Source organism: Anaerococcus sp. Marseille-P3915, from assembly GCF_900258475.1.
GTDB classification, from domain to species: Bacteria; Bacillota; Clostridia; order Tissierellales; family Peptoniphilaceae; genus Anaerococcus; species Anaerococcus kampingae.
The window spans coordinates 746,768-772,736 of sequence record NZ_LT984887.1 but is presented as its reverse complement, the minus strand read 5'-3'; the positions used below and the strand labels follow the sequence as shown (position 1 = coordinate 772,736).

Annotated in this window: 27 protein-coding genes and 3 pseudogenes; 28 read left to right on the top strand and 2 right to left on the bottom strand. The window is 31.6% G+C overall.

What is annotated here, in order from left to right; all coding sequences use genetic code 11:
* The first annotated feature begins 88 nt into the window (after nt 1-88).
* The 23 genes and pseudogenes from bsh to C8269_RS03785 all read left to right on the top strand — a co-directional run bounded on the left by bsh (nt 89) and on the right by C8269_RS03785 (nt 20,333).
* Complete coding sequence (gene bsh, locus C8269_RS03895; RefSeq protein ID WP_070606383.1) at nt 89-1,063, top strand: choloylglycine hydrolase; 975 nt, start codon at nt 89-91, stop codon at nt 1,061-1,063.
* Nucleotides 1,064-1,133: 70 nt separating this feature from the next.
* Entirely contained in the window at nt 1,134-2,633 is a 1,500-nt protein-coding gene (gene cls / locus C8269_RS03890) for a cardiolipin synthase (protein ID WP_199792156.1), read from the top strand.
* Nucleotides 2,634-2,757: 124 nt separating this feature from the next.
* A pseudogene (locus tag C8269_RS03885) lies at nt 2,758-2,922 on the top strand (nuclear transport factor 2 family protein); the annotation flags it as partial.
* A 10-nt stretch (nt 2,923-2,932) separates the two neighbouring features.
* The gene (locus tag C8269_RS03880; protein WP_070606376.1) at nt 2,933-3,301 is read left to right on the top strand and encodes a nuclear transport factor 2 family protein; all 369 of its coding nucleotides are present in this window, start codon (nt 2,933-2,935) and stop codon (nt 3,299-3,301) included.
* Between the two features lie 104 nt (nt 3,302-3,405).
* Entirely contained in the window at nt 3,406-3,570 is a 165-nt protein-coding gene (locus tag C8269_RS03875) for a transposon-encoded TnpW family protein (RefSeq protein WP_070606374.1), read from the top strand.
* A gap of 41 nt (nt 3,571-3,611) precedes the next feature.
* Nucleotides 3,612-4,049: pseudogene (locus tag C8269_RS03870) on the top strand (type IV secretory system conjugative DNA transfer family protein); the annotation flags it as partial.
* A gap of 96 nt (nt 4,050-4,145) precedes the next feature.
* Nucleotides 4,146-5,984 (top strand): recombinase family protein, encoded by a 1,839-nt coding sequence (locus tag C8269_RS03865; RefSeq protein WP_106460500.1) that lies wholly within the window; start codon nt 4,146-4,148, stop codon nt 5,982-5,984.
* Nucleotides 5,985-6,059: 75 nt separating this feature from the next.
* The gene (locus C8269_RS03860; RefSeq protein WP_000079884.1) at nt 6,060-6,632 is read left to right on the top strand and encodes a TetR/AcrR family transcriptional regulator; all 573 of its coding nucleotides are present in this window, start codon (nt 6,060-6,062) and stop codon (nt 6,630-6,632) included.
* Nucleotides 6,633-6,682: 50 nt separating this feature from the next.
* Nucleotides 6,683-7,201: a ClbS/DfsB family four-helix bundle protein gene (locus tag C8269_RS03855; protein ID WP_000708365.1), complete on the top strand. Its 519-nt coding sequence runs from the start codon at nt 6,683-6,685 to the stop codon at nt 7,199-7,201.
* A 140-nt stretch (nt 7,202-7,341) separates the two neighbouring features.
* Nucleotides 7,342-9,081, top strand: a complete 1,740-nt coding sequence (locus C8269_RS03850) for an ABC transporter ATP-binding protein (RefSeq protein ID WP_001114256.1) — start codon at nt 7,342-7,344, stop codon at nt 9,079-9,081.
* A complete protein-coding gene (locus tag C8269_RS03845; protein ID WP_004837644.1) occupies nt 9,074-10,783 on the top strand; it encodes an ABC transporter ATP-binding protein in 1,710 nt (569 codons plus the stop codon). The genes C8269_RS03850 and C8269_RS03845 overlap by 8 nt, the downstream gene beginning before the upstream one ends.
* 2 nt (nt 10,784-10,785) lie before the next feature.
* Entirely contained in the window at nt 10,786-12,291 is a 1,506-nt protein-coding gene (locus C8269_RS03840) for an ABC transporter ATP-binding protein (RefSeq protein WP_028078446.1), read from the top strand.
* 1 nt (nt 12,292) lies between these two features.
* Nucleotides 12,293-12,997 carry an energy-coupling factor transporter transmembrane component T gene (locus tag C8269_RS03835; RefSeq protein ID WP_025194627.1) on the top strand — a complete coding sequence of 235 codons (705 nt, stop codon included), beginning with the start codon at nt 12,293-12,295 and terminating at the stop codon, nt 12,995-12,997.
* 10 nt (nt 12,998-13,007) lie between these two features.
* Complete coding sequence (locus tag C8269_RS03830) at nt 13,008-13,592, top strand: MptD family putative ECF transporter S component (RefSeq protein ID WP_000791747.1); 585 nt, start codon at nt 13,008-13,010, stop codon at nt 13,590-13,592.
* Between the two features lie 265 nt (nt 13,593-13,857).
* Nucleotides 13,858-14,274, top strand: a complete 417-nt coding sequence (locus C8269_RS03825) for a sigma factor-like helix-turn-helix DNA-binding protein (protein WP_001074477.1) — start codon at nt 13,858-13,860, stop codon at nt 14,272-14,274.
* A gap of 83 nt (nt 14,275-14,357) precedes the next feature.
* Entirely contained in the window at nt 14,358-14,687 is a 330-nt protein-coding gene (locus C8269_RS03820) for a DUF3847 domain-containing protein (RefSeq protein ID WP_009346081.1), read from the top strand.
* 244 nt (nt 14,688-14,931) lie between these two features.
* Complete coding sequence (gene mobQ, locus C8269_RS03815) at nt 14,932-16,584, top strand: MobQ family relaxase (RefSeq protein ID WP_000852173.1); 1,653 nt, start codon at nt 14,932-14,934, stop codon at nt 16,582-16,584.
* 2 nt (nt 16,585-16,586) lie between these two features.
* The gene (locus tag C8269_RS03810; RefSeq protein ID WP_000774837.1) at nt 16,587-17,339 is read left to right on the top strand and encodes a phage replisome organizer N-terminal domain-containing protein; all 753 of its coding nucleotides are present in this window, start codon (nt 16,587-16,589) and stop codon (nt 17,337-17,339) included.
* A 173-nt stretch (nt 17,340-17,512) separates the two neighbouring features.
* Complete coding sequence (locus C8269_RS03805; RefSeq protein WP_001222543.1) at nt 17,513-17,836, top strand: hypothetical protein; 324 nt, start codon at nt 17,513-17,515, stop codon at nt 17,834-17,836.
* A gap of 71 nt (nt 17,837-17,907) precedes the next feature.
* Nucleotides 17,908-18,915, top strand: a complete 1,008-nt coding sequence (locus C8269_RS03800; protein WP_000797005.1) for an ORF6N domain-containing protein — start codon at nt 17,908-17,910, stop codon at nt 18,913-18,915.
* Nucleotides 18,916-19,026: 111 nt separating this feature from the next.
* On the top strand, nt 19,027-19,212 hold the full coding sequence (locus C8269_RS03795; protein WP_062570877.1) for a transposon-encoded TnpW family protein: 186 nt from the start codon (nt 19,027-19,029) through the stop codon (nt 19,210-19,212).
* Between the two features lie 11 nt (nt 19,213-19,223).
* A pseudogene (locus C8269_RS03790) lies at nt 19,224-20,039 on the top strand (VirD4-like conjugal transfer protein, CD1115 family); the annotation flags it as partial.
* A gap of 18 nt (nt 20,040-20,057) precedes the next feature.
* Entirely contained in the window at nt 20,058-20,333 is a 276-nt protein-coding gene (locus tag C8269_RS03785) for a hypothetical protein (RefSeq protein WP_106460499.1), read from the top strand.
* A 166-nt stretch (nt 20,334-20,499) separates the two neighbouring features.
* Here the strand turns inward: C8269_RS03785 and C8269_RS03780 are convergent, their stop codons facing one another.
* Entirely contained in the window at nt 20,500-21,675 is a 1,176-nt protein-coding gene (locus C8269_RS03780) for an IS110 family transposase (protein ID WP_106460498.1), read from the bottom strand.
* Between the two features lie 275 nt (nt 21,676-21,950).
* Between C8269_RS03780 and tnpA the strand changes: the two genes are divergently transcribed.
* A complete protein-coding gene (gene tnpA, locus C8269_RS03775) occupies nt 21,951-22,421 on the top strand; it encodes an IS200/IS605 family transposase (protein WP_060802660.1) in 471 nt (156 codons plus the stop codon).
* A 104-nt stretch (nt 22,422-22,525) separates the two neighbouring features.
* Here tnpA and C8269_RS03770 read toward each other — a convergent pair whose 3' ends face one another.
* A complete protein-coding gene (locus C8269_RS03770; protein WP_004815884.1) occupies nt 22,526-22,756 on the bottom strand; it encodes an RNA polymerase sigma factor in 231 nt (76 codons plus the stop codon).
* 57 nt (nt 22,757-22,813) lie between these two features.
* Between C8269_RS03770 and C8269_RS03765 the strand changes: the two genes are divergently transcribed.
* From C8269_RS03765 to C8269_RS10875, 4 genes are read left to right on the top strand one after another with little or no spacing between them, the layout of a single operon-like run.
* Nucleotides 22,814-23,974: an AI-2E family transporter gene (locus C8269_RS03765; protein WP_004815883.1), complete on the top strand. Its 1,161-nt coding sequence runs from the start codon at nt 22,814-22,816 to the stop codon at nt 23,972-23,974.
* A 50-nt stretch (nt 23,975-24,024) separates the two neighbouring features.
* On the top strand, nt 24,025-24,756 hold the full coding sequence (locus C8269_RS03760) for a hypothetical protein (protein ID WP_004815882.1): 732 nt from the start codon (nt 24,025-24,027) through the stop codon (nt 24,754-24,756).
* 43 nt (nt 24,757-24,799) lie between these two features.
* A complete protein-coding gene (gene hemW / locus C8269_RS10880) occupies nt 24,800-25,438 on the top strand; it encodes a radical SAM family heme chaperone HemW (protein WP_180960101.1) in 639 nt (212 codons plus the stop codon).
* The gene (locus tag C8269_RS10875) at nt 25,428-25,925 is read left to right on the top strand and encodes a HemN (protein WP_180960102.1); all 498 of its coding nucleotides are present in this window, start codon (nt 25,428-25,430) and stop codon (nt 25,923-25,925) included. Before hemW ends, C8269_RS10875 begins: the two co-directional genes overlap by 11 nt.
* Nucleotides 25,926-25,969 lie beyond the last annotated feature (44 nt).

The window sequence follows — 25,969 nt, the reverse complement described above, 5'->3', positions numbered from 1 at the left end:
TGGTATAATTAAATATAATCACTAAATAGTAATTTTAAAGAGAGTTATATAAAAGATAAGAAATAGTATTAGAAAGAAGGGAAAGAATATGTGTACAGCAGCAACTTATAAAACGAAAGATTTTTATTTTGGAAGAACATTGGATTATGAATTTTCATATGGAGATGAAGTAACAATAACACCAAGAAACTTTGAATTTAAATTTAGAGAAGTAGATGACATTAAGAGTCATTATGCGATAATTGGAATGGCATTTGTTACTGAAGATTATCCATTATATTACGATGCAATAAACGAAAAAGGGTTAGCAATAGCAGGTTTAAATTTTGTTGGAAATGCTCATTATAAAGAAAAACAGGAAGGAAAAGATAATGTTGCTCAATTTGAACTGATACCATGGATTTTAAGCCAATGTTCAAATGTAAATGAAGCTAGAAATTTGATTGAAAAAATGAATGTGTTAAATACTCCATTTAGTGATAAATTACCATTAGCTAGCTTACATTGGATTATTTCCGATAGCACACAATCAATAACTGTAGAGTCTGTTATTGATGGAATAAAAATATATGATAATCCAGTAGGGGTATTAACTAATAATCCATCTTTTGATAAGCAAATGTTTGCCTTAAATAATTATATGTATTTATCACCTAAATCTCCAGAGAATAAATTTAGTAAAGAATTAGATCTAAGTTTATATAGTAGAGGAATGGGAGCAATAGGTCTACCAGGTGATTTATCATCGCAATCAAGATTCATAAGAGTAGCGTATACTAAATTAAATTCTTTTTCTAAAGAAGATGAAAAATCAAGTGTTAGTCAATTTTTTCACATTTTAGGTAGCGTTGATCAACAAAGAGGATGCTGTGATTTAGGTGATGATAAATTTGAAATAACAATTTATACATCTTGCTGTAATGTAAATAAGGGAATTTATTATTATACAACATATGATAATCATCAAATAACAGCAGTTGATATGCACAAAGAAAATCTAGATAGTAATGTACTTATTCGTTATCCTTTGATAAAGGAAGAACAGATAAGAACTCAAAATTAATGTTTATCTATAAAGAAGATAAAAGTATTACATATAAAAATGAATTAGTATGAGGAGAAAAAATATGTGGATGGCAGTAAAAAGAGGAATTGTTGTAGCAATAGGTTTATTAATACAAATTCTATTAACATTATTTATATATTTAAAATTTGGAGAATTTATAAGTATTATTCATGTAGTTTATGGTTTACTTAGTATTATAATTGTTTTAATGATTATCAAGTATAGTAAAAGATTAAGTAGCGATTTAATATGGATATTACTGATTATGCTTTTTCCATTAATTGGAACACTTCTATATATCATACTTAGTAATAATATGAAAAGAAGTAAAGTTTTAAAGAATATTAATGAAAATATAGAAAATGGTCAAAAATACTTAATACAAGATGAATTTATAAAAAAAGAAATCGATACTAAAAATTTAGGACAATTAAAATATATAAGTGAATTTGCAGGATTTCCTGTAACGAAAAACAATGAGATAAACTATTATTCTCTTGGTGATGACGTTTATCCTGTTATGTTAGAAGAACTAAAAAAAGCCAAAAAATTTATTTTTATAGAATATTTCATTATTAATAATGGTACTATGTGGCAAGGAATTTTAGATATATTAAAAGAAAAAGCAAATTCAGGACTAGATGTAAGAGTATTATATGATGATATGGGTTCTTTTGCTATGCTACCTAGTAATTATCCAAAGTTACTGGGGAAATATGGAATAAAATGTATGCAATTTAATAAATTATCGCCATTTGCAGGTATTATTATGAATAATAGAGATCATAGAAAAATGATGATAATTGATGGACATACTGTTTTTTCTGGTGGAATTAATATTTCAGATGAATATATAAATATAAATAGTAAATTAGGAGTATGGAAAGATAATGGAATTAGGATAAAAGGTGAAGCTGTTTGGAATTTTACTGTTATGTTTCTAGAAATGTGGAATTCATTTAAAAAAGAAGATAATGATTATAATAAATACAAATATAATTTTACTGAAAAGTATAAGGAAAATGCTTTCGTTGTACCTTATGGGGAAAGTCCATTAGATGATGTTATAACCGGCGAAGATATTTATCTAAATATTATCAATCAAGCGAAAAAGTATGTTTATATTTATACACCTTATTTAATTATTGATACAGATATGATAAATAGTTTAATCTTAGCTGCAAGAAGAGGAGTAGATGTCAGAATTGTTGTTCCTGGAATACCCGATAAAAGAATTGTATATGATTTAACCTCTTCTTATTTTTATACATTAATTAAAGGTGGAGTAAAAATTTATACTTATACGAATGGTTTTGTACATAGCAAAGTATTTTTATCCGATGATGAAATAGCAACTGTAGGAACAATAAACTTAGATTATAGAAGTTTATATTTACATTTTGAATGTGGTATTTATATGAAGGATACAAATGTAATAAAAGATATCAAAAAAGATTTTGAGGATTCCTTTAAAGAATCACATAAAGTAGATGAAAGAGAAGCAAAAAATGGTTTATTTAAAGGACTATGGCAAGCTATTTTAAGATTATTTGCTCCAATAATGTAAACGATATAATAAAATTAGATAAATAGAAAATTATAATTTGTTGAGAAAGTGTACATTTGTAAATGATGTGAGACCAAAAACAGGAGAGAGAATTTCCTGTTTTTGGTCTCACATCAATTGTATCTCTACAGGGAAAGTTGAAGAATTTGACGGTATTTCTTTGATTGTTTGGACAGCCGATAATAAGATAAAAGTATTGAAAGAGTTTGGCTGTAATTGTAATAACTACAATCCTTACAAAGAGAGTGAAACACCATTGTTTAGAGATGAAAAAGTGAATTGGTTTTAAGGTGATTACTATGGATATAGATAGATTTTTCAAAACGGTTTTATCACAAAATGCAGAAGAACTTAGGAAATATTTTCAAAAGAATGCTGTTATAAAATGGCATTGCACAAATGAGTTTTTTACCTTAGATGAGTATATAAGGGCAAATTGTGAATATCCCGGAAATTGGAACGGAGAAATAGAGAGAATTGAAGAAAATGAAGATACTATTATTTTAGCTTGTCGGGTTTTTCCAACAGATAATAGTGAGTCTTTTCATGTAGTAAGTTTTATCTATCTTGAAGATAATTTGATTGTTGATATGGATGAATATTGGTCTTATGATGGATTGGCACCAGAATGGCGTAAGAAAATGAAAATTGGGAAACGCATTAGGTAAATTTCAATTTTGAAAATCAAGCAATTTAATAAAAACTAACACAGTAACAGTAAATCAAAAATGGTTTGCTGTTTTTTATTGTCTAAAAATGGAAAGGAGAACTTATGGAAGAAGAAAGAAGAAAAATACAAGTACCACCACATAAACAGTTAGTTATGGATATTGGGAAGACAAAATATACTGTAAACCTACATTTTAAGCAAGGTACAGGCGAAACATACAAGGATAAAATATTAAAGCTAATCAAGAGAGAAACAGAAAAGATATAAATTTTTCAAAGAAATTTTGTTTATGTCCTTGACAAATCTTCCCAAAAGGCACACTTGTGTTAGAGTGTGGAAAAATGCTTTATGAAAATGGATACGACAAAAAGATTTTAAACACAATAAACTTTAAAAAATCTATGAAGTACAATCCCTTTGCTTATTTGAGAAGTGAAAAAGATATTTTAAAACTTGTCCAAACAATTATCGCTAACACCAAGGGAGATGGAGAAAAGGCAGGAGAAGATTTCTGGGTAAAGGCTGAGAAGCTATATTACACTGCCCTTATCGGTTATATCTATTATGAAGCACCAGAAGAAGAAAAGAACTTTAAGACACTTTTGGATATGATTGACGCAAGTGAAGTTAGAGAAGATGACGAAACCTATATGAACCCAATTGATAGGCTATTTGAAGCTCTTGAAAAGAAAGACCCAAGCCATTTTGCAGTTAAGCAATATAAGAAATATAAGCTTGCAGCTGGAGTAATAGAATTAAGGAGAACACTTAATCACTGTTTTAGTGAAACATGTACTTCTTAATTCTTTTTTATTTAAGAAATTAAGAGGAAGGAGGAAAAAGTGAGGAATTTTGAAAAGATAACAACACTCTATGAGAGATTAAGTCGAGATGATGAACTTGAAGGAGAAAGTAACTCAATCGTTAATCAAAAGAAAATCCTTGAAGAATATGCAAGTAAGAATAATTTAACCAACATCATCCATTTTACAGATGACGGAATAAGCGGGACACAGTTTGATAGACCAGGCTTTATGGAAATGATGAATGGAGTAAATACTGGAAATATCGGTTGTATCATCGTAAAGGATATGAGTAGACTCGGCAGAGATTATCTCAAAGTTGGTCAATGTATGGAGATATTAAGACAAAAGGGCGTAAGACTAATCGCTATCAATGACAATGTAGACAGCTTTTACAGAGAAGATGATTTTACCCCTTTTAGAAATATCATGAACGAATGGTATGCAAGAGATACATCAAGAAAAATCCAATCGACTTTCAGGTCAAAAGGCGAAAGTGGGAAACATACTGCAAGTACACCGCCTTATGGCTATATCAAAGATGAAAAAGATAAAAACAAGTGGATAGTAGATGAAAAAGCAGCAGAGATAGTAAGGCGAATATTTAACCTGACCATGCAAGGAAATGGTCCGTATCGAATAGCAAAGATATTGGAGAGTGAAAAAGTAGATATACCAGCCTATCATCAACAGAAATTAGGCTATGGACTATATCAAAGCAAAAACTTTGAACATCCCTATCGTTGGTGCAGCTCAACCATAGCAAGCATTTTAAAGAAACAGGAATACTTGGGACATACAGTCAATTTCAAAACAAGAAAACACTTCAAGGACAAGAAAAGCAAATATGTATCCGAGGATAACTGGCTTATTTTTGAAAATACACACGAGCCAATTATAGATCAAGAAACCTTTGACAATGTGCAAAGGATAAGAGGAAATGTAAAAAGGTATCCTGACGGTTGGGGAGAATATCACCCACTCACAGGACTGATGTATTGTGCAGATTGTGGAAGTAAAATGTATGTTCATAGAACAAGCAATTACAAAAATATACCCTATTACACTTGCAGTGCCTATACTAAAACACCTTGTGGCATGCTTTGTCCATCAGCACACAGAATAAAAGCGGAAGTAGTCTTAAATTTAATACAAGACACACTAAAAGATATTAAAAAATACCTTGATGAAGATAATGAAGCCTTTATCTGTTCCATTCAAAATGAAATGGAAGAAAAAGAAAAAATAGAGATAGAAAAGAAAAAGGTAAGATTAACGGAAAGCCAAAACAGACTTAGGGAACTCGAACGACTTATGTGCAGAATTTACGAAGATATGATCCTTAACAAAATACCAAATAGCAGATATGAGATACTAAACAATCAATATGAAACAGAGCAGATAACTTTAAGCAAAGAGATCAAAGATTTAGAGCAGCAGGTATCAAGATATGAAAAAGAAACAGACAGAGCAAGAAAATTTATATCTCTTATCAGTCGTTATGAAAACTTTGATGAACTTACAACTACAATGATAAATGAGTTTGTAGAAAAGATTATCGTACATGAAAGAGATAGAAAAGGAAGTCAGACATCAAAGCAAAAGATAGAAATTTACTTTAATTTCATAGGTAATTACGAACTACCACAGGCGGAGTTAAGCGAAGAAAAAAAACAAAAACTTGAGGAAGAAGAAAGAAAAATCGAAGAAAGAAAAGACAAGCTACATCAAAATTACCTAAAGCGTAAAGCGAGTGGAAAACAGAAAGAGTATGAAGATAAATATAAGGCAAGAAGAGAACAGAAGAAACAGGAGAAAATAAAGGTTTTGAAAAGAGTGGGGATACCGGTGAGTGAGTATATAAAAACAAATATTTAAATCTATCTTGACAAATATTGAATTTTAATTTATTATTAAATATAGATTCAGTATTGGAATAGAAAGAGGTGTGCTATGGCACAAGTATTAAAAGAAGAAGTTAGAAATAGAATACTCGAAGCAGCAGAAAAAGTATTTTATAAAAAGGATTATAGAGGTGCCAAATTAACAGAAATTGCAAAAGAAGCAGATATTCCTGTGGCACTAATTTATACCTATTTCAAAAATAAGGCAGTTTTGTTTGATGCAGTAGTAAGTTCTGTTTATATAAACTTCGAGTCAGCTTTTAATGAGGAAGAATCTTTGGAAAAAGGTTCTGCTTCTGAAAGGTTTGATGAAGTTGGAGAAAATTATATTCATGAACTTTTAAAAGATCGTAAGAAGTTAATTATTTTAATGGATAAAAGCTCAGGTACAAAGCATACAGAAGCAAAACAAAAACTCATATCGCAAATGCAGGTTCATATTGAAGTAAGTTTAAAAAGACAATCGAAACAGGAATATGATCCAATGCTTGCCCATATTTTAGCCAGTAACTTTACAGAGGGACTTCTTGAAATAGCAAGGCATTATCAAAGTGAAAAGTGGGCAAAAGATATGCTAAAACTTATTGCAAAGTGTTATTACAAGGGAGTGGAATCATTGTAAGTTGATTTGATATTTAAATGCGATAAATTTAAATTTTTGGAGGAGATATTTTGAAGATATATAAAGATAAAGAAGAACTGAAATCTGAGATAAATAAAAGTTTTGAAAAGTATATTTCTGAATTTGATATTATTCCTGAATCTCTCAAAGATAAGAGAGTCCCTGAAGTTGACAGAACACCAGCAGAAAATCTTGCTTATCAACTCGGATGGACAACATTAGTTTTGAAATGGGAAAAAGATGAGAAAAACGGTTTTGAAGTAAAGACACCGTCGGATATGTTTAAATGGAATCAACTTGGAGAATTATATCAGTGGTTTACCGATACTTATGCTCATTTATCGATAGAAGAATTAAAGAAACGATTGAAAGAAAATATTATATCTATCTATACAATGATTGATACACTAAGTGAAGAAGAATTATTTCAACCGCATATGAGAAAATGGGCTGATGAAGCTACTAAAACAGCGACATGGGAAGTTTATAAGTTTATTCATGTTAATACTGTTGCCCCTTTTGGAACGTTTAGAACTAAGATTAGAAAATGGAAAAAGATTGTGCTATAATTTTTGATTTGCTGATACAGTAATTTAAAAAAATATAGTGATCGGATAAAATAGACTTTGCGTAATCAGCAAAGTCTTACTTTAAACCTTAATACTGAATTAAAATTCAATATTATTCAATTTTGAAAGGAGAGTTGTTCATGCCGGAAAAAGAATTAAGGAAAAAAGTGATTGGGAAAAATAGTTTATCCAATTCACTTCTTGCTTTAAAAATAGTATTTGATTTGATACCACAAATCTTACTTGTATATTTGATTAGTTCTTTAATCACAAACAATATTAACGAAGGTAATTTAAAGTATATATTCTTGGGAATCTTTATATCGTTTGTATTAAAAGGAGTGTTTTATTATTTTGCAACAAAGGTTGCCCATGAGAAAGCATACGAAAAATTAACAGAACTTAGGTTAGATATTATCGGTCATCTGAAAAAACTAAGTTTGGGATTCTTTAAAGAACATAATACAGGAGAGCTTACCAACATTGTTCAACATGATGTAGAGCAAGTGGAAGTATACCTTGCCCATGGTCTTCCTGAAATAATGGCAGTTACACTTCTGCCTACCATTATTTTTGTAGCTATGATTTTTGTTGATTGGCGTCTTGCTCTTGGAATGATTGCTGGAGTTCCACTCATGTATTTGGTAAAAGTTCTTTCACAGAAAACAATGGATAAAAACTTTGCTATTTACTTTAACCATGAAAATAAGATGAGAGAAGAGCTAATGGAATATGTAAAAAATATTTCTGTGATTAAGGCTTTTGCTAAAGAAGAGGAGATTAGTGAAAGAACATTAAAAACGGCAAGAGAATATATTTACTGGGTTAAAAAGAGCATGGGAGCAATTACAATTCCAATGGGACTCATTGACATATTTATGGAAATTGGAGTAGTTATTGTCATGATTTTGGGAAGTATATTTCTTTACTATGGAAATATTACAACCCCTAATTTTATACTTGCCATTATTTTATCGTCTGCTTTTACTGCATCTATAAGTAAGACGGCTACATTGCAACATTTTTCTATTGTGTTTAAGGAAGCACTAAAGGCGATTGGAAAAGTTTTAACAGTTCCGCTTCCAAAGAAAAAGACAGAACAAGGTTTAGAATTTGGAAATATAGAATTTAAAGATGTGAATTTTGCATACGGAAAAGATAGCTTTGAGCTTAAAAATATCAATTTGAATTTTAAGAAAAATAGTTTGAACGCCTTTGTAGGAGCAAGTGGTTGTGGGAAAAGTACTGTATCTAATTTGCTTATGGGATTTTGGGATGCAGATGAAGGACAAATACTGATAAATGGAAAAGATATAAAAGAATATAGTCAAGAAAATATCTCAATGCTGATTGGTAGTGTGCAACAAGAAGTTATCCTTTTTGATTTAAGTATTTTTGAAAATATAGCAATTGGAAAACTAAATGCAACAAAAGAAGAAGTCATAGAAGCTGCTAAAAAAGCAAGATGCCATGATTTTATTTCAGCATTGCCAAATGGATATGAAACACGAGTAGGTGAAATGGGAGTTAAGTTATCTGGTGGAGAAAAACAAAGAATCTCCATAGCAAGAATGATACTGAAAAATGCACCGATTTTAATATTAGATGAAGCAATGGCAGCTGTTGATAGTGAAAATGAAAGACTAATCGGCGAAGCAATTGACGATTTAAGCAAGGATAAAACCATTATTACAATTGCTCATCATCTAAACACAATTAGAGATTCAGACCAAATTATAGTTATGGATAAGGGTGTTGTTCTTGATGCAGGAAGCCATGAAGAGTTGATGAAAAGATGTGAGTTCTATAAGGATATGGTTGAAGCACAGAACAAGGTAGATAGATGGAATTTGAAAGAGGTGGTAACAGAAAATGTTTAGAGAAATGTTAAAGCTGCTTACAAAAACCGGCAAGAGAGATTTGATTATATCAAGTGTATTCTTTGCCCTTTATGGACTAAGCTCCATAGCCATGATTGTTATCGTATTTTCTATACTGTTTCAGATATTTGATGGGACGAGTTTAGCAAGTTTATATAAAGGTTTTATTGCAATTGGGTTACTTGTAGTATTCAAAGGCATTTGTAATATGGTTGCAGATATGAAAAAGCATAGTGCAGGTTTTGATATTGTTCAGCAAATCAGAGAACGCATGATTATTAAATTGAAAAAATTCAGTTTGGGATTTTATACCAATGAAAGACTGGGAGAGATCAATACAATTTTACACAAAGATGTTGATAATATGTCTCTTGTTGTAGGACACATGTGGTCGAGAATGTTTGGCGATTTTTTGATAGGTGCAGTCGTATTTATCGGTCTTGCAAGTATTGATTTCAAACTTGCTATTCTAATGGCTGTATCTGTTCCGATTGCACTTGTCTTTCTATATCTGACAATTAAGCAATCTGAAAGAATAGAGAATCAGAATAATTCAGCACTTCTTGATATGGTTAGCTTATTTGTTGAATATGTTAGAGGAATACCTGTACTAAAGAGTTTTTCAAACAATAAAAGCTTGGATAATGAGCTTATGAACAAGACAAAAAAGTTTGGAGAAACAAGCAAAGTAGCTTCAAGATTCAAGGCAAAACAGCTATCTATATTTGGGTTTTTACTGGATATTGGATATTTAGTTCTTTTAATTGCAGGAGCAATACTTGTTATAAAGGGAAGTCTTGATGTACTTAATTTTATTATCTTTGCAGTAATTTCAAAAGAGTTTTATAAGCCGTTCGCTTCTATGGAACAACACTATATGAACTATGTTTCGGCGGTAGATAGTTACGAAAGACTTTCAAGAATTTTATATGCAGATGTAATCCCGGATAAAGTGAATGGAATTGTTCCGAAAGATAATGATATAGCTTTTGATAACATTGGATTTTCCTATGAAAAAGATGAATTTAAAATGGAAAAATTGAGCTTTTCTATTGCTGAAAAAACAATGACAGCCTTAGTTGGAGAATCAGGTAGTGGAAAGACCACTATAACCAACTTACTTCTAAGATTTTATGATGTGCATAAAGGAAAAATTACACTCGGAGGAATTGATATAAGGGATATTCCTTATGATGAGCTTTTAGACCGTATTAGCATTGTCATGCAGAATGTTCAATTGTTTGATAACACGATTGAAGAAAATATCAGAGTAGGTAAAAAAGGAGCTACAAAAGAGGAAATCATTGAAGCTGCAAAGAAAGCAAGAATACATGATTTCATTATGAGTTTACCAAAAGGTTATGAAACTGATATTGGCGAAAATGGAGGAATTTTATCAGGTGGACAAAGACAAAGAATATCTATTGCAAGAGCTTTTCTAAAAGATGCACCGATTTTAATTCTTGATGAAATGACAAGTAATGTTGATCCTGTAAATGAATCTTTGATACAGGATGCTATTACAGAACTTGCAAAGAATAGAACTGTACTTGTAGTGGCTCATCATTTAAAAACAATTCAAAAAGCTGACCAAATTCTCGTATTTCAAAAAGGAAATTTACTTGAAAAAGGAAAGCATGGTGAACTTCTTGCGAAAAATGGTTACTACACAAAATTATGGAAAGCTCAGTACGAGGTATAATCATGATTTTGTTAAAAAATGTTTCTTATGAATGGGAAGATGGGCGAACTGCTTTAAAAAATATCAATCTTGAAATTAAAAAAGGTGAATTTGTTTTAATTTCAGGGAAAAGTGGAAGTGGTAAAAGTACTCTTGGAAGTGTAATGAATGGTCTTATTCCACATTATTACAAAGGCAAAATGCAAGGAGAAGCCTTTGCGTCCGGAAAAGATATAAGCAAATTATCGCTTCATGAAATAGGGCGTATTGTAGGTACTGTATTTCAAGATCCAAGAAGTCAATTTTTCACGACAACGACAGATGAAGAAATAGCTTTTGGGCTTCAAACTATCTGCAAATCAAGATATGAAATCAAACAGAGAGTAGAAGAAGTATATGCAGAGCTGGATATTGAGGAACTGAAAGGAAAATCTGTTTTTGAATTATCAAGCGGGCAGAAACAAAAGATAGCTATTGCAAGCATCTATGCAATGAATCCGAAAGTTTTAATTTTAGATGAGCCTTCAGCAAATTTGGATATGAAAGCAACATTTGACCTATTTTTAATTTTGGAAAAATTAAAGAAAAAGGGAACAACTGTTGTTCTAATTGAACATCGTTTGTACTATGTAAAATCTTTATTTGACCGTTTTCTTTTGGTTAAAGATGGAGAGATTGCACAGGACTTGAGTCGGGAAGAAGTTATCCATCTTGAAGGGAAGTTTTGGGATGATAATGGACTAAGAACTCTTGAATTAAAAGAATACAGGATAAGTGAGAAGAAAGATTTATATCAATTAAATGATGAAAGTATCAGTGGGAAAGGCTTGAAATTTTGTTACCCAAGTGCAACTAAGGTTGGAAATAAGCAAAATCAATACATCTTAAATCATCTTGATTTCAATATGGAGTGTGGAAAAGCCATTGGTCTTATTGGGTTAAATGGTACTGGGAAAACTACTTTTGCAAGGGTAATTTCAGGACTTGAGAAGATAAAAGAGGGGAAAATATGGGCGGAAAAAGATAAAGAGTTGAATCGTAAAGATTTAATGGATATGTCATATTTTGTATTTCAGGATTCAGACTATCAGTTATTTTCGGAAAGTGTACTTGATGAAATGCTGCTTGGTATTTCAAATAAAGATAAAAAAGAAAATACCCAAAAGGCAAAGTCTATTTTGAATGTTCTTGGCTTAGATAAATATATAGATAAGCATCCGTTTGCTTTATCAAGAGGAGAAAAACAAAGACTGACAATAGCTTGTGGAATGATGAAACAGGCAAAAGTTTTCATCTATGATGAACCAACATCAGGTTGTGATAAAGACTCAATGCTTTCAGTCGCAAAACTGATTGAAGAACAATTAAAAAAAGGGATAACAGTTTTGGTAATAAGTCATGATTTTGAGTTTTTAGCGAACACAGTGAGTAAGCTCTGGGTAATGGGAGATGGAAAAATAGAAAGTGTTTTGAATATGAGTGAAAGTAATAAAATTCTCATATTGGACAAGATGAGAGGAGGTAGATAACTTGATGGATAGAAAAACAGTCGATCCGAGAATAAAACTTACTCTACTTCCAATTGTTGGATTTACGAGCTTTTTTATAAGCGATACAATTCTACTTTTCGGACTGATTCTCTTTGCCTTTTTTCTGTATGTATACAGCAGTATGTGGAAAAGAGCATTACGCTTTATTTTGTTTTTTGTGATTTTATACTGCATAGAGTTATGGCTTGGAAAGTTTTGTGAAGCAAGTATCGTATTTGCAATATATATGTTTATTTACTTTGCATCAAGGATGACCTTAATTGCTATGTTTGGTGGATATATAACAAAGACTACAAGTGTAAGTGAAATGCTTGAAGCATTAAATAGAATGAAAGTACCAAGAAGCATTGGTATACCTTTTAGTGTTTTGCTTAGGTTTGTACCAACTATAAAAATAGAACTCAAGGCATTAAAAGAGAATATGAAGATTCGAGGAATCGTAACAAGTAGATTTTTCCCCTTGCTACATCCAATTAAATATATTGAATATACGCTTGTTCCGCTTTTAATGAGAATGATTAAGATTTCAGATGAACTGTCAGCTTCAGCACTCATTAGAGGACTTGATAGTGATGAGAACAGGGTTACATTAACAAAATTGAGGTTTAGAACAACGGATTTGTTGATTGGACTATTAGGAGCTTTGATGATTGCTCTTGTGATAGTAATACAGAAAATTTATTAGGAGGACTTTTATGAAAAACAAATTAAATGGTCGTGATTTTATTACAATCGGAATCTTTAATGCAATTGGAATTGTCATATACATGGCGGTTGCATTTGCTATGGCAACAACAGTGATTGGAGGATTTATTGCTTCAGGAGTTAGCTTTATGGTAGCTGCTACCGTTTATATCCTTATGGCTTTGAAAGTTAAAAAGAAGGGCGTATTTACAATATCAGGAACGCTTCTTGGTTTAATTGCATTGTCAGGAGGACATTTGCCTCATGCAGTCTTTGCTGTAATCGGTGGAATTATATGTGATTTGATTATAGGAAATTATGAGAGCAAGGGACGAATGATTATTGGATATGGGATATTTGCATTAGCGGATTTTTTAGGGACAGTAATTCCTGTGATTTTATTCGGAACAGCTTCTTTTGTGGAAAGAGCATCAAAATGGAAAATGAGTGAAGCACAAATAAATGAAGCATTATCTTATTTCAAAGTTTCATGGGCAGTAGGCTTTGCCTTGATAACATTTGTTCTTGCTTGCATAGGAGCATTCGTTGCAACAAAGATACTCAAAAAGCATTTTGAAAAAGCAGGAGTGATTTAATAATAAATTTACTTAGGAGGGAAAATAATGGAGGGATAATTATGTCAAAACTTATAGTTTCGGTTTTCACAGAACGATATAATTATCCTTTTTTATTCTTGGAATTGCTTACACATAGCAATAATACTTTACCAGAAACGACCAAATAGAAAATTATATAAAACATTAGTTTTTAAGCCGAGAGGACTTTTTACGCCAAAGTGTAGAAGTCCTCCTTTTTTATTCTCAAAACCAAAACAGAGAACTTAAAAAGGAGGATGACTAAGTGGCAAAGAAAGAATATTACCTTTATGTAAAAGGCAAAGCCGTACCTGTAAGTGAAGAAGTCTACAAAGCCTATTGGAAGATAACAGAGCATGAAAAGTATCTCCAAAGAAAAGATTGGAAGCATAATGTAATACCATTTTCGGCACTGGATCATGATGGACACTTTGTAGATAACATCATAGATGAAAAGATAGACTTAGAAAAAATTGTAGAAGTAAAAATGCGAATTGAAGAACTTCATAAAGCATTAAATACTCTTACAAAAGAAGAACGAGAACTAATGGAAGCCATCTTCTACAAAGAAGAAAGTCTAAGGTCAATCAGCAGAAGAGAGAAAGTTACACATCAAGCAATCAGTGGGAGGAGGGATAGGATTTTAGAAAAACTGAGAAAGATTTTAGAAGATAAAATCTAAAAACTTGGAAAGGTTAAGTGTCAAAAAAGGTGCTTAACCTTTCTTTATGGAAACAAGCAGATACCAAAACGGAGGAATTAAAAATGAAGAAAGAAAAAACATTACAGGAAGTACAGGAACAAATTTCTGAACTTCAGGAAGAAAGAGAAAAGTGCGATGTAAAGCTGAAACAATTACAAAATCAAGGCAAAAAATTAGAAAAACTGGCAAATGAAAAGGAACGAAAAAGAAGAAATCACAGGCTCATACAAAGGGGATTGATAGTAGAAAGGGTCATTAAAAATCCTCTAATATTTACCAATGAGGAGATAGAAAAACTGTTAAATATCTCTACTCACACAGAAGAATACAGACAAGCCTATGAAGAAATGATAAATGGGAAAGATATGGAAGATGAAACAGACATAGAGTAGATAAAATAAAAGACCTTAGTTTTTTCAGAAGCTCCCTGCAAGGGCAAAAAGCTTCGCAGAACGCAAAGCACCCTTTAGGGTGTATAATTGCGCCCTTAGAAAAACTAAGGGATTTTAGCAAGTCTTTAAAAATCCAAAACTTAATAAAAACATACGGATAAAGTAGATAGGAAAAGATACAAAAAATAACCTGTCTGCTTTTTCCTTTACCTGAAAACAAACAAAAAATGAAAGGAGCTTAAAAGTGGCAGAAACATTTCACTTTAATATTTCTATGATAAGCAGAGGAAAAAGTAAATCGGCAGTTGCAAGTGCAGCATATATCTCTTGTGAGAAAATCAAAAATGAATGGGACGGAGAAGTTCACGATTACCATAATAAAAAGGGACTTTTACATTCAGAAATCTTCTTGCCGGAGAATGTTCCCATAGCATTAAAAGATAGAACTACATTATGGAACAGCGTTGAACTAAATGAGAAAGCAAGCAATGCACAGCTTGCAAGAAATTTTATCATTGCTCTACCAAAAGAATTATCCTTTGAAGAAAACAAGAAACTCATTACCGACTTCATACAAGAACATTTTGTATCAAAAGGAATGATAGCAGACCTTGCAATTCATGATGAAAGTGATGAAGAAAATAACAATATCCATGCACATATTATGACTACTCTTAGACCGATTAATAAAAAAGGAGAGTGGCTGGCAAAAAGCAAAAAAGAATATGTTCTTGATGAAAAGGGAGAAAAGATAAAACTAAAAAGTGGTAATTACAAAACAAGAAAAGTAGAGCTGACAGACTGGAACGATAAAGGCAACGCAGAGAAATGGAGAAAGAATTTTGCAAGCCTTTGTAATCAGTATTTAGAAAAAAATCATCAGGAAAAGAGAGTAGATCATCGTTCCTACAAAAGACAAGGGATAGAAGAAATCCCAACCATTCACATGGGAGCAAGTGCCAGTGCCTTAGAGAAAAAAGGAATCGAAACCGACAAAGGAAATATCAATAGAGAAATCAAAAAGCATAACTCTTTAGTAAAAGCCATCAAGAACAAGATAAAAGAAATCACCTCTTGGATAGACTCTTTACTTGGAAATCTGCAAGCAAAATACGATGAGTATAAACAGACCAAGAAAGATGAACTGGAGAACAAAGCGGAACTCTTTAACCTCTATGAGTATATTTCTATCTACAACGAGATACAGGGAGAAAAAACAAAAAATTTATCCTACTACGGACAGATAAAAAAGGGAAATGCAGACCTAAAGAGATTTGTAAAAGCAATCTACTATTTGAAAGATAATCATCTTCAAACCATAGCAGACCTACAAGGAAAAGTCTTTGAACTGGCAAAGCAAAGTAAAAAGATAAGTGGTGATATTCAAGATAAAACACAAAGAATAAAAGACCTAAATCAATGTGTAAGCTGCATAGACGCTATCAGAGAAAACAAAGAAGTCTATCAGGAATACAAAAGCAAGACACTATTCAAAGACAGTTTTTACAATTCCCATAAAAAAGAAATAGACAGATACCAAAGAGCAAGAAAGATCATAGAAAAATTTACTGGAACATCAGCTATAAAGTCGAGTGATTGGCAGAAAGAAATATCAAGCCTTGAAAATCAGATACAAGAGCTAACCAAAGATAAAGCTAAAGTTCAAGACGAATTTAAGCAGATAGACCATATCAAATATGCAGTAAAGATTGTCAATGAAGAGTATGGAATAGACCTAAGCATAGAGATAGACAAGGCAATTAAGAGAGGAGATAAACCAAGTGTGATTGCACAACTGAAAAAATTCCAAGAGCAAGAGGAAATAAAGGGGCAGTACAAACAAAAAGCCAAGGAAAAGGCTAAAGAAAATTATAAAAATAAAGGGGAGGAAAGATAAAAATGGCAGACAACAGAAGATACTATTGGTTAAAATTGAAAGAAGATTTTTTTACAGATAAGAGAATCAAAAGGCTAAGAAAAATATCAGGAGGAGATACCTATACAATCATCTATCTTAAATTGCTTTTACTTAGCTTAAAAGATAGTGGGAAGCTGTATTATGATGGAGTAGAAACAGACTTTATCAAAGAGATTGCCTTAACGATTGATGAAACGGAAGATGATGTAATGGTTACAGTAAATTATATTATAGCACAAGGCTTGATGGAGATAATCACAGAAAATGACGAGTATTTTTTAACAGAAATCCCAAGTCTTATAGGTTCAGAAACAGCTTCTACAAGGCGTTCAAGAAAATCGAGAGGACAAAAAGCGTTGCAATGCAACACTGGTGCAACACCTTGCAACCTTTTGCAACAAAACTGCAACGGAGATATAGAGATAGATAAAGAGATAGATATAGAGTTAGAAAAAGAGGGGGAGATAGAAAAAATATCCCCCAACCTTTATGGAGAATATAAAAATGTTTCCTTAACTGATGAAGAATATGGAAAATTAAAGGATAAAATGCAAGGTCATAGGGATAAAATGATAGAGAAGCTGTCAACCTATATGCAAAGTACAGGAAGAAACTACAAAGACCATTATGCGACCTTAGTTCATTGGTATGAACAGGACAAAGGGAAATTAAAGGAAAACAGTAAATCAAAAGTATATACCTTTGAAGATTATGACAAGGGTGAACACTTGTAGACTTCGCATAAGACGGTGGAAAGGTGTTTTTAGAGCGTTAATCATAAAATAGATATGAGACTATAGCTAAGTGTAAAATAGGGCTTAAAATTGCAGTATGGAAAAAATATCGTATTTATGATAAAATGATAATGATATGGTAATAAACTCAGTTATAAGGAGAGGATATATAAATGCGAATTCAATTTACTGTAACCGATGAAGAACTTGACATTTTAACTAAAAAAGCAATAGAGGGAGGTTTCCCAAGCGTTACTGAATATTGTAAGTGTAGTAGTTTACAAGAAAATACAAGCTATGCTGACCTATATACTACCTTATTAAACAAAATTAGCTCTTTACCAAAGGACAAAGAATTTGTTTTGAGAGAGTTAATCGCAACACCTCCGGCATTGATTGGCAGATGGTTTTATGAAAATGTAAATAAGGGACTTGTAAAAAATGTGGAACACATCGGAAAAGCTGAAGGCGGAGTAGAAAAATATAAAAGAATATAAGACTTATTCAAAAAGCTACGCAGTGCGTGGCGAATTGGAAAAGAATTTAGATAATGTTGGAGGTGCATTTCATGGCAGAAGAAAATAAAGAGATAGTTATTGTAGATGATAAAACTATACAAGAAAAAATATATCTTATTCGTGGGCAAAAAGTAATGCTTGATGCAGATTTAGCTGAAATATATGGTTATGAAACAAAAAACTTTAATAGACAGGTGAAAAACAACGCAGAAAAATTTGAAGGTGAAGACTTCATGTTCCAATTAACGGACGAAGAAATGGTAGAACTTTCAAGGTGCAAAAATTTCACCTTGAACAGAGGGACTGGTAGAGGAAGTAATATTAAATACAATCCTTATGCCTTTACAGAACAAGGTATTTATATGCTGATGACTGTATTAAGAGGTGAACTTGCTGTTAAGCAAAGCAGAGCTTTAGTTAGAACATTTAAGCAAATGAAAGATTTTATCATTGAAAACCAAGATTTTATCGGTTCAAAAGAATTAGTTCAAATAGCAGTACAGACAAATCAAAATACAAAGGATATAGCTGAAATAAAGTCGCAAATGGCTACAAAAGAAGATTTGAAAAAGGTTATGGATAATTTTATAGATCCGGACACATACAAGCATTTCCTTTTAATGAACGGAGATAAGATTGAAGCAGATGTTGCCTATACCAAAATATATAAGTCTGCAAAGAAAAGCATTTATGTGATAGACAACTATATAGGCTTGAAAACCTTAGAATTATTAAGGGCTGCAAAAGACAATGTTGAAATTATAGTCTTTAGCGACAATGTGAAGAACAAGGATATGCTTACAAAAAATATCCTTAACGATTTTAGAAAAGATTACCCTAATATTAATCTGAAGATGAAAATTGCAGGTAAAAAGTATCACGATAGATATATTGCCATTGACTATGGAACAGACAGTGAAGCCTTTTATCTTTGCGGAGCTTCATCAAAAGATGCAGGAAATAAAATATCAAGTATTACAAAGATAGAGGAATCTTCCAAGGATATGTATCATACGATGTTTGGCGGAATGCTGAACAATAAGGATTTGAAAATTTAATATGTAAATGGTAAAGCGTTATTAAATGAATAGCTATAAGACTTGTGAAAGGCGGTAGAAATAAAACTCTATCGTCTTTTTTTGATTGCAACTAACAGGAGGGAAACTAATATGCACGAAAATAAAAATGAACATAATACAGGAACAAAGACTATAAAAAAAATTGGAAAAGTAACTTATGAGGTTATTGTCCATTTTAATGAAAATGCGACTGAAACTATGCAAGATAAATTGAAAAGGATAATGCTTAGAGAAATGGAGATGAAAAAACATCAAAAAGGAGATAAAAATGATTAGAAAGTCCTTGACAAGTTGTTACAGGAAAAACTGCCAAGTCAATTCTAATATCTTGTGGAGCAAGACTTGCACCTTTTGATATAAGAGAGCTTAGAGAACTAATGAGTGAAGATGAACTAGAGCTTGATAAAATTGGAGATAGAAAAACTGCCTTGTTCGTAATAATATCAGATACTGACGATACTTTTAACTTTGTAGTCTCAATAATGTATTCTCAATTATTTAACCTACTATGTGATAAGGCAGATGATGTGTATGGTGGAAGACTTCCAGTTCATGTTAGGTGTCTACTTGATGAGTTTGCAAATATAGGCTTAATTCCTAAATTTGAAAAATTGATTGCAACAATTCGTTCAAGAGAAATATCTGCAAGCATAATATTACAAGCACAATCTCAATTAAAAGCAATCTACAAAGACCATGCAGATACAATAGTTGGTAACTGCGACTCTACACTCTTTTTAGGAGGAAAAGAAAAAACGACAGTAAAAGAATTATCAGAAACCTTAGGAAAAGAAACCATAGACCTATATAACACATCAGAAACAAGATCAAACCAGAAATCCTTTGGTCTAAATTACCAAAAAACTGGCAAAGAACTTATGAGCCAAGATGAAATAACTGTAATGGATGGTGGTAAGTGTATATACCAGCTAAGAGGAGTAAGACCTTTTCTATCTGATAAATTTGATATTACAAAGCATAAGAATTACAAGTTATTGGAAGACTATGATAAGAAAAATTTGTTTGATGTGGAAGAGTATCTAACAAATAGAGATAAGGTAAAGTTAAAATCTAGTTATAAAATAAATAGGTTAAACATTTGAGTCTATGGAGAAAGAAAAATGTGTGAAAATAGAAAATCATCTTTAATTATATTGAATATAAATGGTGAGCAGTTTATTTTGGAAAGTGATACAGAACTCACAATGGATAAGAAAAATTATATTGAAGCAATATGTGAGACAATGTACGATGAAAGTAATGAATGGTATGAAGATATATACGATATGTCCCCATATGATATAGCTGAGCTATTTGAAAAAACAGTAAGGTACGAAGTAGGAATAACTGTTACGTTTAAAGCGATAGACCTTGAAGTATCTATTTTAGAAGACTAGAAATAAGGTGTTAATAGGCGATAGAAATTAAAAACTCTATCGTCTTTTTTATACTCAAAATTAGACCAGCTATCAAATGTCAAGAGAAAATAAAAAATAATTAATCTTGTAATTTATGGCACATCAAATAAGCCTAAAAATTAGGCTTAGAAAAACTAAATAACAACTAAATATTCGGTATGTAAGTTTTGTTATCTCTTAAAACAGCAAAAATTATGTTAGTAAGTTTTCTAGCAACTGCACCAATAGCTGTACCATGCGCCTTACCCCTTTGTCTAAGCTTTTGATAATAAACAGACAAAGCAGGATCTTTAAAAGCAGCAACACTAGCAGCAAGCCAAATAGCACGTCTAAGATAAGGAGAACCACGTTTAGAAATCTTAGTATCAGTAGCATTAAAATTGCCAGATTGCTTAACAGCAACATCTAAACCAGCATAAGCAACCAACTGATTAGCTCTCTCAAAACGAGAAATATCACCAATTTCTGAGAAAATAGCAGCACCTAAGACATCACCAATACCGGTGATAGAAGTAATAACAGGGCATAAAGAATTAATCATAGAAGAAATTTCATCTTCAATATCAGCTATCTGATCTTCAAGAAAAGAAATTTGAGCAATAATCTGTTTAATTTGAAAAGGAAAAGACTTTAAAGCAAACTTAACACCAAAAGAATTAGAAGCCTTCTCTTGAATTTCTTTAGCCTTATCAATACCAAAGCGACCCTTACTACACTTAGACAACATCTTAGCAAGCTCATCAGCAGGAATAGAAATCATATCCTCAGGCAAAGGATACTTACTCAAAAGCTCCTTAGAAGCCACACCATAAATATTAGAAAAAAGCGAAGAATACTCAGGGAAAACCTGATCTAAAATACAAACAAGCTTTCTCTTCCAATCAGAAGCTTCATCAACAAGAGCAAACCTGAACCTAGAAAGATTTCTTAAAGCAAAAGTATCCTCATCAGAAAAATGAGAAACAGAAAACTCACCGAACCTAAGAATTTGAGCAATAACAAAAGAATCAACAGAATCATTCTTAGTCTGTCTAATATACATCTTTCTAAAAGCATCAGATTGAATAGGATTAATAACAATACAAGAAAAACCTAAATCAATTAAGAAAGAATAAAGCGAAAGCCAATAATGGCCAGTAGCTTCCATACCAATAATACAATTGTTAGAATCAATCGAAAAAGAGGAAATAAATTTCTGAAACTTCTCTAAACCCCTAATAGAATTAGAAAAAGAAAAGGACTCAGAAACAAGTTTCCCATCAGAATCAATTATTGAGGCTTCGTGGTTGTTCTTTGCAATATCAACACCAATGTAAAACATAAAATCACCTAGCTTTAATATAAATTTAGATAGAGAAAAGACCCTCAAGAACTTTACGACAATCAAACCTCGTTAGACATACAGCAACGAAATGTGCTATCCAGCTCATACTGATAAAGACGTAAAGAAGAGGCGTAACCCTAAATTGGGAAGACTAGCTTCAAGGAGGTTAACTACGACCTCTATCTATACAATTATTATCCCATAAGAAAGTGGGATTGAGAACAAAATGTAGTATTTATTACTACAACTATAATATACGAGGAGGTTAAAACTTGGATAAGAATAGTTTATCACATACCAAATGGAGATGTAAATACCATATAGTTTTTGCACCAAAATATAGAAGACAAGTAATATATAGACAACTAAGAAAAGATATAGGCAGTATACTTCGAGAATTATGTTCAAGAAAAGGAATAAACATAATAGAAGCAGAGCTATGTCCAGATCATGTACACATGCTGGTAGAAATATCACCAAAATATTCTGTATCACAAATAATGGGATATTTGAAAGGGAAAAGTTCATTAATAATATTTGATAGACATGCCAACCTAAAATATAAATATGGAAACAGACATTTTTGGTGTAGAGGATATTATGTAGATACAGTGGGAAGAAATGAAAAGAAAATAAAAGAATATATACAAAATCAATTAAGAGAAGATTATTACACTGACCAAATAAGTATAAAGGAATATTATGACCCGTTTACGGGAAAGTCAGTAAATAAGAACAAATAAAAAAACTGCTTAAGCAGTAGTTGGGATAGTGGTGCATGTGACAGAATACTCGACAGCCCCAATAGGGGCGTGCCGGTATTCGCGCCTTATAGGCGCTGTGCAAACTACCAGCTAAGCTGGTAGTTTTGATTATAGTAGTTGATGTAAGTATTTTTTGCTATAGTAAAAATATAGGCCTTAATATTTCTAGTATTTTCTATTTTCTTACTATTATTTATGACTTTTAGAAAAGTTTCGCTTGTTATATCCTGGGCTACGTCCTTATTTTTACTCAAAGAGAGCAAAAATCTATAAACATCTTCAAAGTATATTCTATATATTTTTTCGATATCCATTTTGCCCTCCTCACTCTTTATGATATAATAATATTATCAAATATTAAAGGAGATGCCATGAGAAATAAAGAACTTTATGAAAGGATATTTTTACGAACAACAATTATTATTTTAACCATATTATTTTTATTATTCCTTGCACCAGCCCTATTAAATGCCCTCATGCCCATAATACTAGCTCTAGTAATCGTGGGATTATTGGCACCATCTATAAGAAAGATTGACCATATCCTGCCAATCAAACACAAGGCGGTATCCTACCTGCTTGGTACAATCCTGCTCTTGCTTCTATTATTTTTCTTGGTATGGTTTGTTCAGTTTATAGTAAATCAAGTCTCTGGCTTGGTAGGTAATATCATTAGCAATTGGGATAAGATTGTATCTTCTGTAAATACTTGGATCAATGATGCCAATTCACAGATTAACCTCATGCCAGACTATGTATCAAACACAATAAGGTCTGGACTTAAGTCTTTGTATGAATGGTTGGGTAGCTTACAAAAAAACGCAATCAATATTACCTTTGGCTTTACCCAAGCTTTTATAAATACCTCCAATGAAATAATATTTTTTGTGATTACTTTTGTAGTTGCATTTTATATAATACTTGGCGATATGCAAAATGTTTATGATAAATACCATCTATTGATACCAGAAAAGTCAAAGAATAACCTTTCTTTGATAAGGGCTGTCTTTAAGAATTCAACCTGGAATTATATAAAATCCCAACTAAAACTAGCCTTTCTGTGCACAATAATAATGGCGATTTTCCTGTTTTTCATAGGCCAACAATACTTCATGCCAATAGCCCTAATATTAGGATTTGTAGACCTACTTCCTATGATTGGTCCTATAATAGTCCTCTTGCCATGGTCAATAATAGAACTACTTATCTTTGATAATACCATAAAATCCTTAGGACTATTGATTGTATTGACAGCTTGGACTGGGCTTAGACAAGTCATAGCTCCAAAGGTAATAGGAAGTTCTGCAGATATACACCCAATTCTATCAGTTATAGCTCTTTATGCTGGACTTAAACTTTTTGGAGTGATGGGAGCCATATTGTTGCCAGTTGTATTTATATTTATTGTAGGAATTTATAGGTCTGGAATAATTGATAATTGGATTTATGATTATAAACTATTTTTTAAATATATTAGTGATACATTAAACATTGGAAAAAGAAAACTGGATATTCCAGATGAAGAAAATTAAAAATTAAGTATATTGTTCTTAGTGATAACAATTATCAGTAAGGAGATATTATGGATAAATTTCAAGTTAAGATTTTGGATATAAAAGAAGAATACAAGTATGTATGGACATATACCTTAGAAAAACCCGATGATTTAAATTGGGATGAGGGTTCTAGCTTTCATCTGGCTCTACCAGGTTACGATGAGACAGGAGAGGTAAATAAAAAACTAATTCATCACTTAAGTATAAACACACTTACAAGTGAGGGGAATATTAGATTTACTACAAAAATTCCTATAAGAAAATCACCTTTTAAGAAGACTTTATCGATTCTTAAGATTGGAGATACAGTAACAATTTTTAAGCTAAAATCTCACATGTCCTTAAAAAGAGAAAATAGACCGCTTGTTGCCCTTTCTCAAGGTCTTGCAATGTCAACTATTAGGCCACTTATAAAAAGATTTGAAGAAGATAACACAGATATTCCAGAATTCATAAGTGTAAATGTAAATACCAAGGATACTCATCTTTACGAAAGTGATTTTGAAAATATTGACGGATCACTTTTAGTCAAATATTGGCTAGATAGTAGAAGCGACTATCTTGAGAAAATAAAAGAGCTTGCTAATGATAGGTCAGACTCATATTTTTATGTGGTTGGTAGCGAAAATTTCTTGTTGGATACTCTATTTGTTTTATTAGAAGAAGGAATAAGTGAACAAGCCATTGTTATCGATAAGGATAAGGAAAAAAGAGATATCTTTTTACAAAGCTTAGAAAATTATAATATTATATACTAAAAATTGATGGCATTGCCATCTTTTTTTATATAAAGGAGAAAAAATGGAAAAAGTTGGATGCTACATACATATTCCTTTTTGTCAAAAAAAGTGCTATTACTGTGATTTTTGTGCATATATGAATGTAGAAAATAGGGTTGAACCCTATATAAAAAATTTAATAAAGGAAATTAAGCTCTACCAAGAAAGACTAAATATAGAAATAGATACTATTCACATAGGTGGGGGTACTCCTTCTTATGTAGATGCAAAATATATTGAAGAAATAGTAAATGAAATAAAGAAATTTAAGATAGAGAAAATAAAAGAATTTACCATAGAATGTAATCCAAACTCTATATCTAAGGAAAAACTAGCAATCTATAAGGATATTGGTATCAATAGGATTTCTCTTGGTGTCCAATCTTTTGATGATGAAGTCTTAAAAGAAATTGGCAGAAATCATACAGCGGATATTGCCCTAAAAGATATAGATATGATCAGGGATGCTGGCTTTGACAACTTATCCTTTGACCTCATGCTCAATCTTCCAAGGCAAACTTATAAGTCTGTTAAAAATGAACTAGCTATGGTAAAAAAGATTTCTCCTGAACACATATCATGGTATTCTCTTATTCTAGAAGAAGGATCAAGATTTTATGCTTTAGATAAAAAAGGGCAAGCTAGACCTGATGGAAGATGACCTAGAGGTAGTTATATTTTCATATCTTGTTGATAGCTTAGATAAATTGGGACTTAAAAGATATGAGATATCCAATTTTGCGAAAGCTAGTAAGGAGTCTATCCATAACAAGAAATACTGGAATATAGATGACTATATAGCCTTTGGCCTAGGAGCTTCGGGATTTTTATCTAATAAGAGATATACCAACACTAGAAATTTTGTAAAATATGACAAGGCTATTAGAGAAGCTAGGTATCCTATCGTTTTTGAAGAATTTATAGATAAGGATGAAAGAGAGAAAGAATATATTATATTTAAACTTAGGGAGAGCGAGGGAATAAATCTAAGAGAATTTAAGAAGAAATTTGCCTGTGATTTCCTAGTTAAATATCAAGATGTGATAGAAAAATTCAAGGACCAAGATTTTTATAAGCTTGATGATAATTTCTATTTTACTAAAAAAGGAATGAGTCTTTCCAATGAATTCTATATTGAAATCATTTAAACTTTAGTGAATTATATTTTCCTAAGTGGGTAAATATCATATAG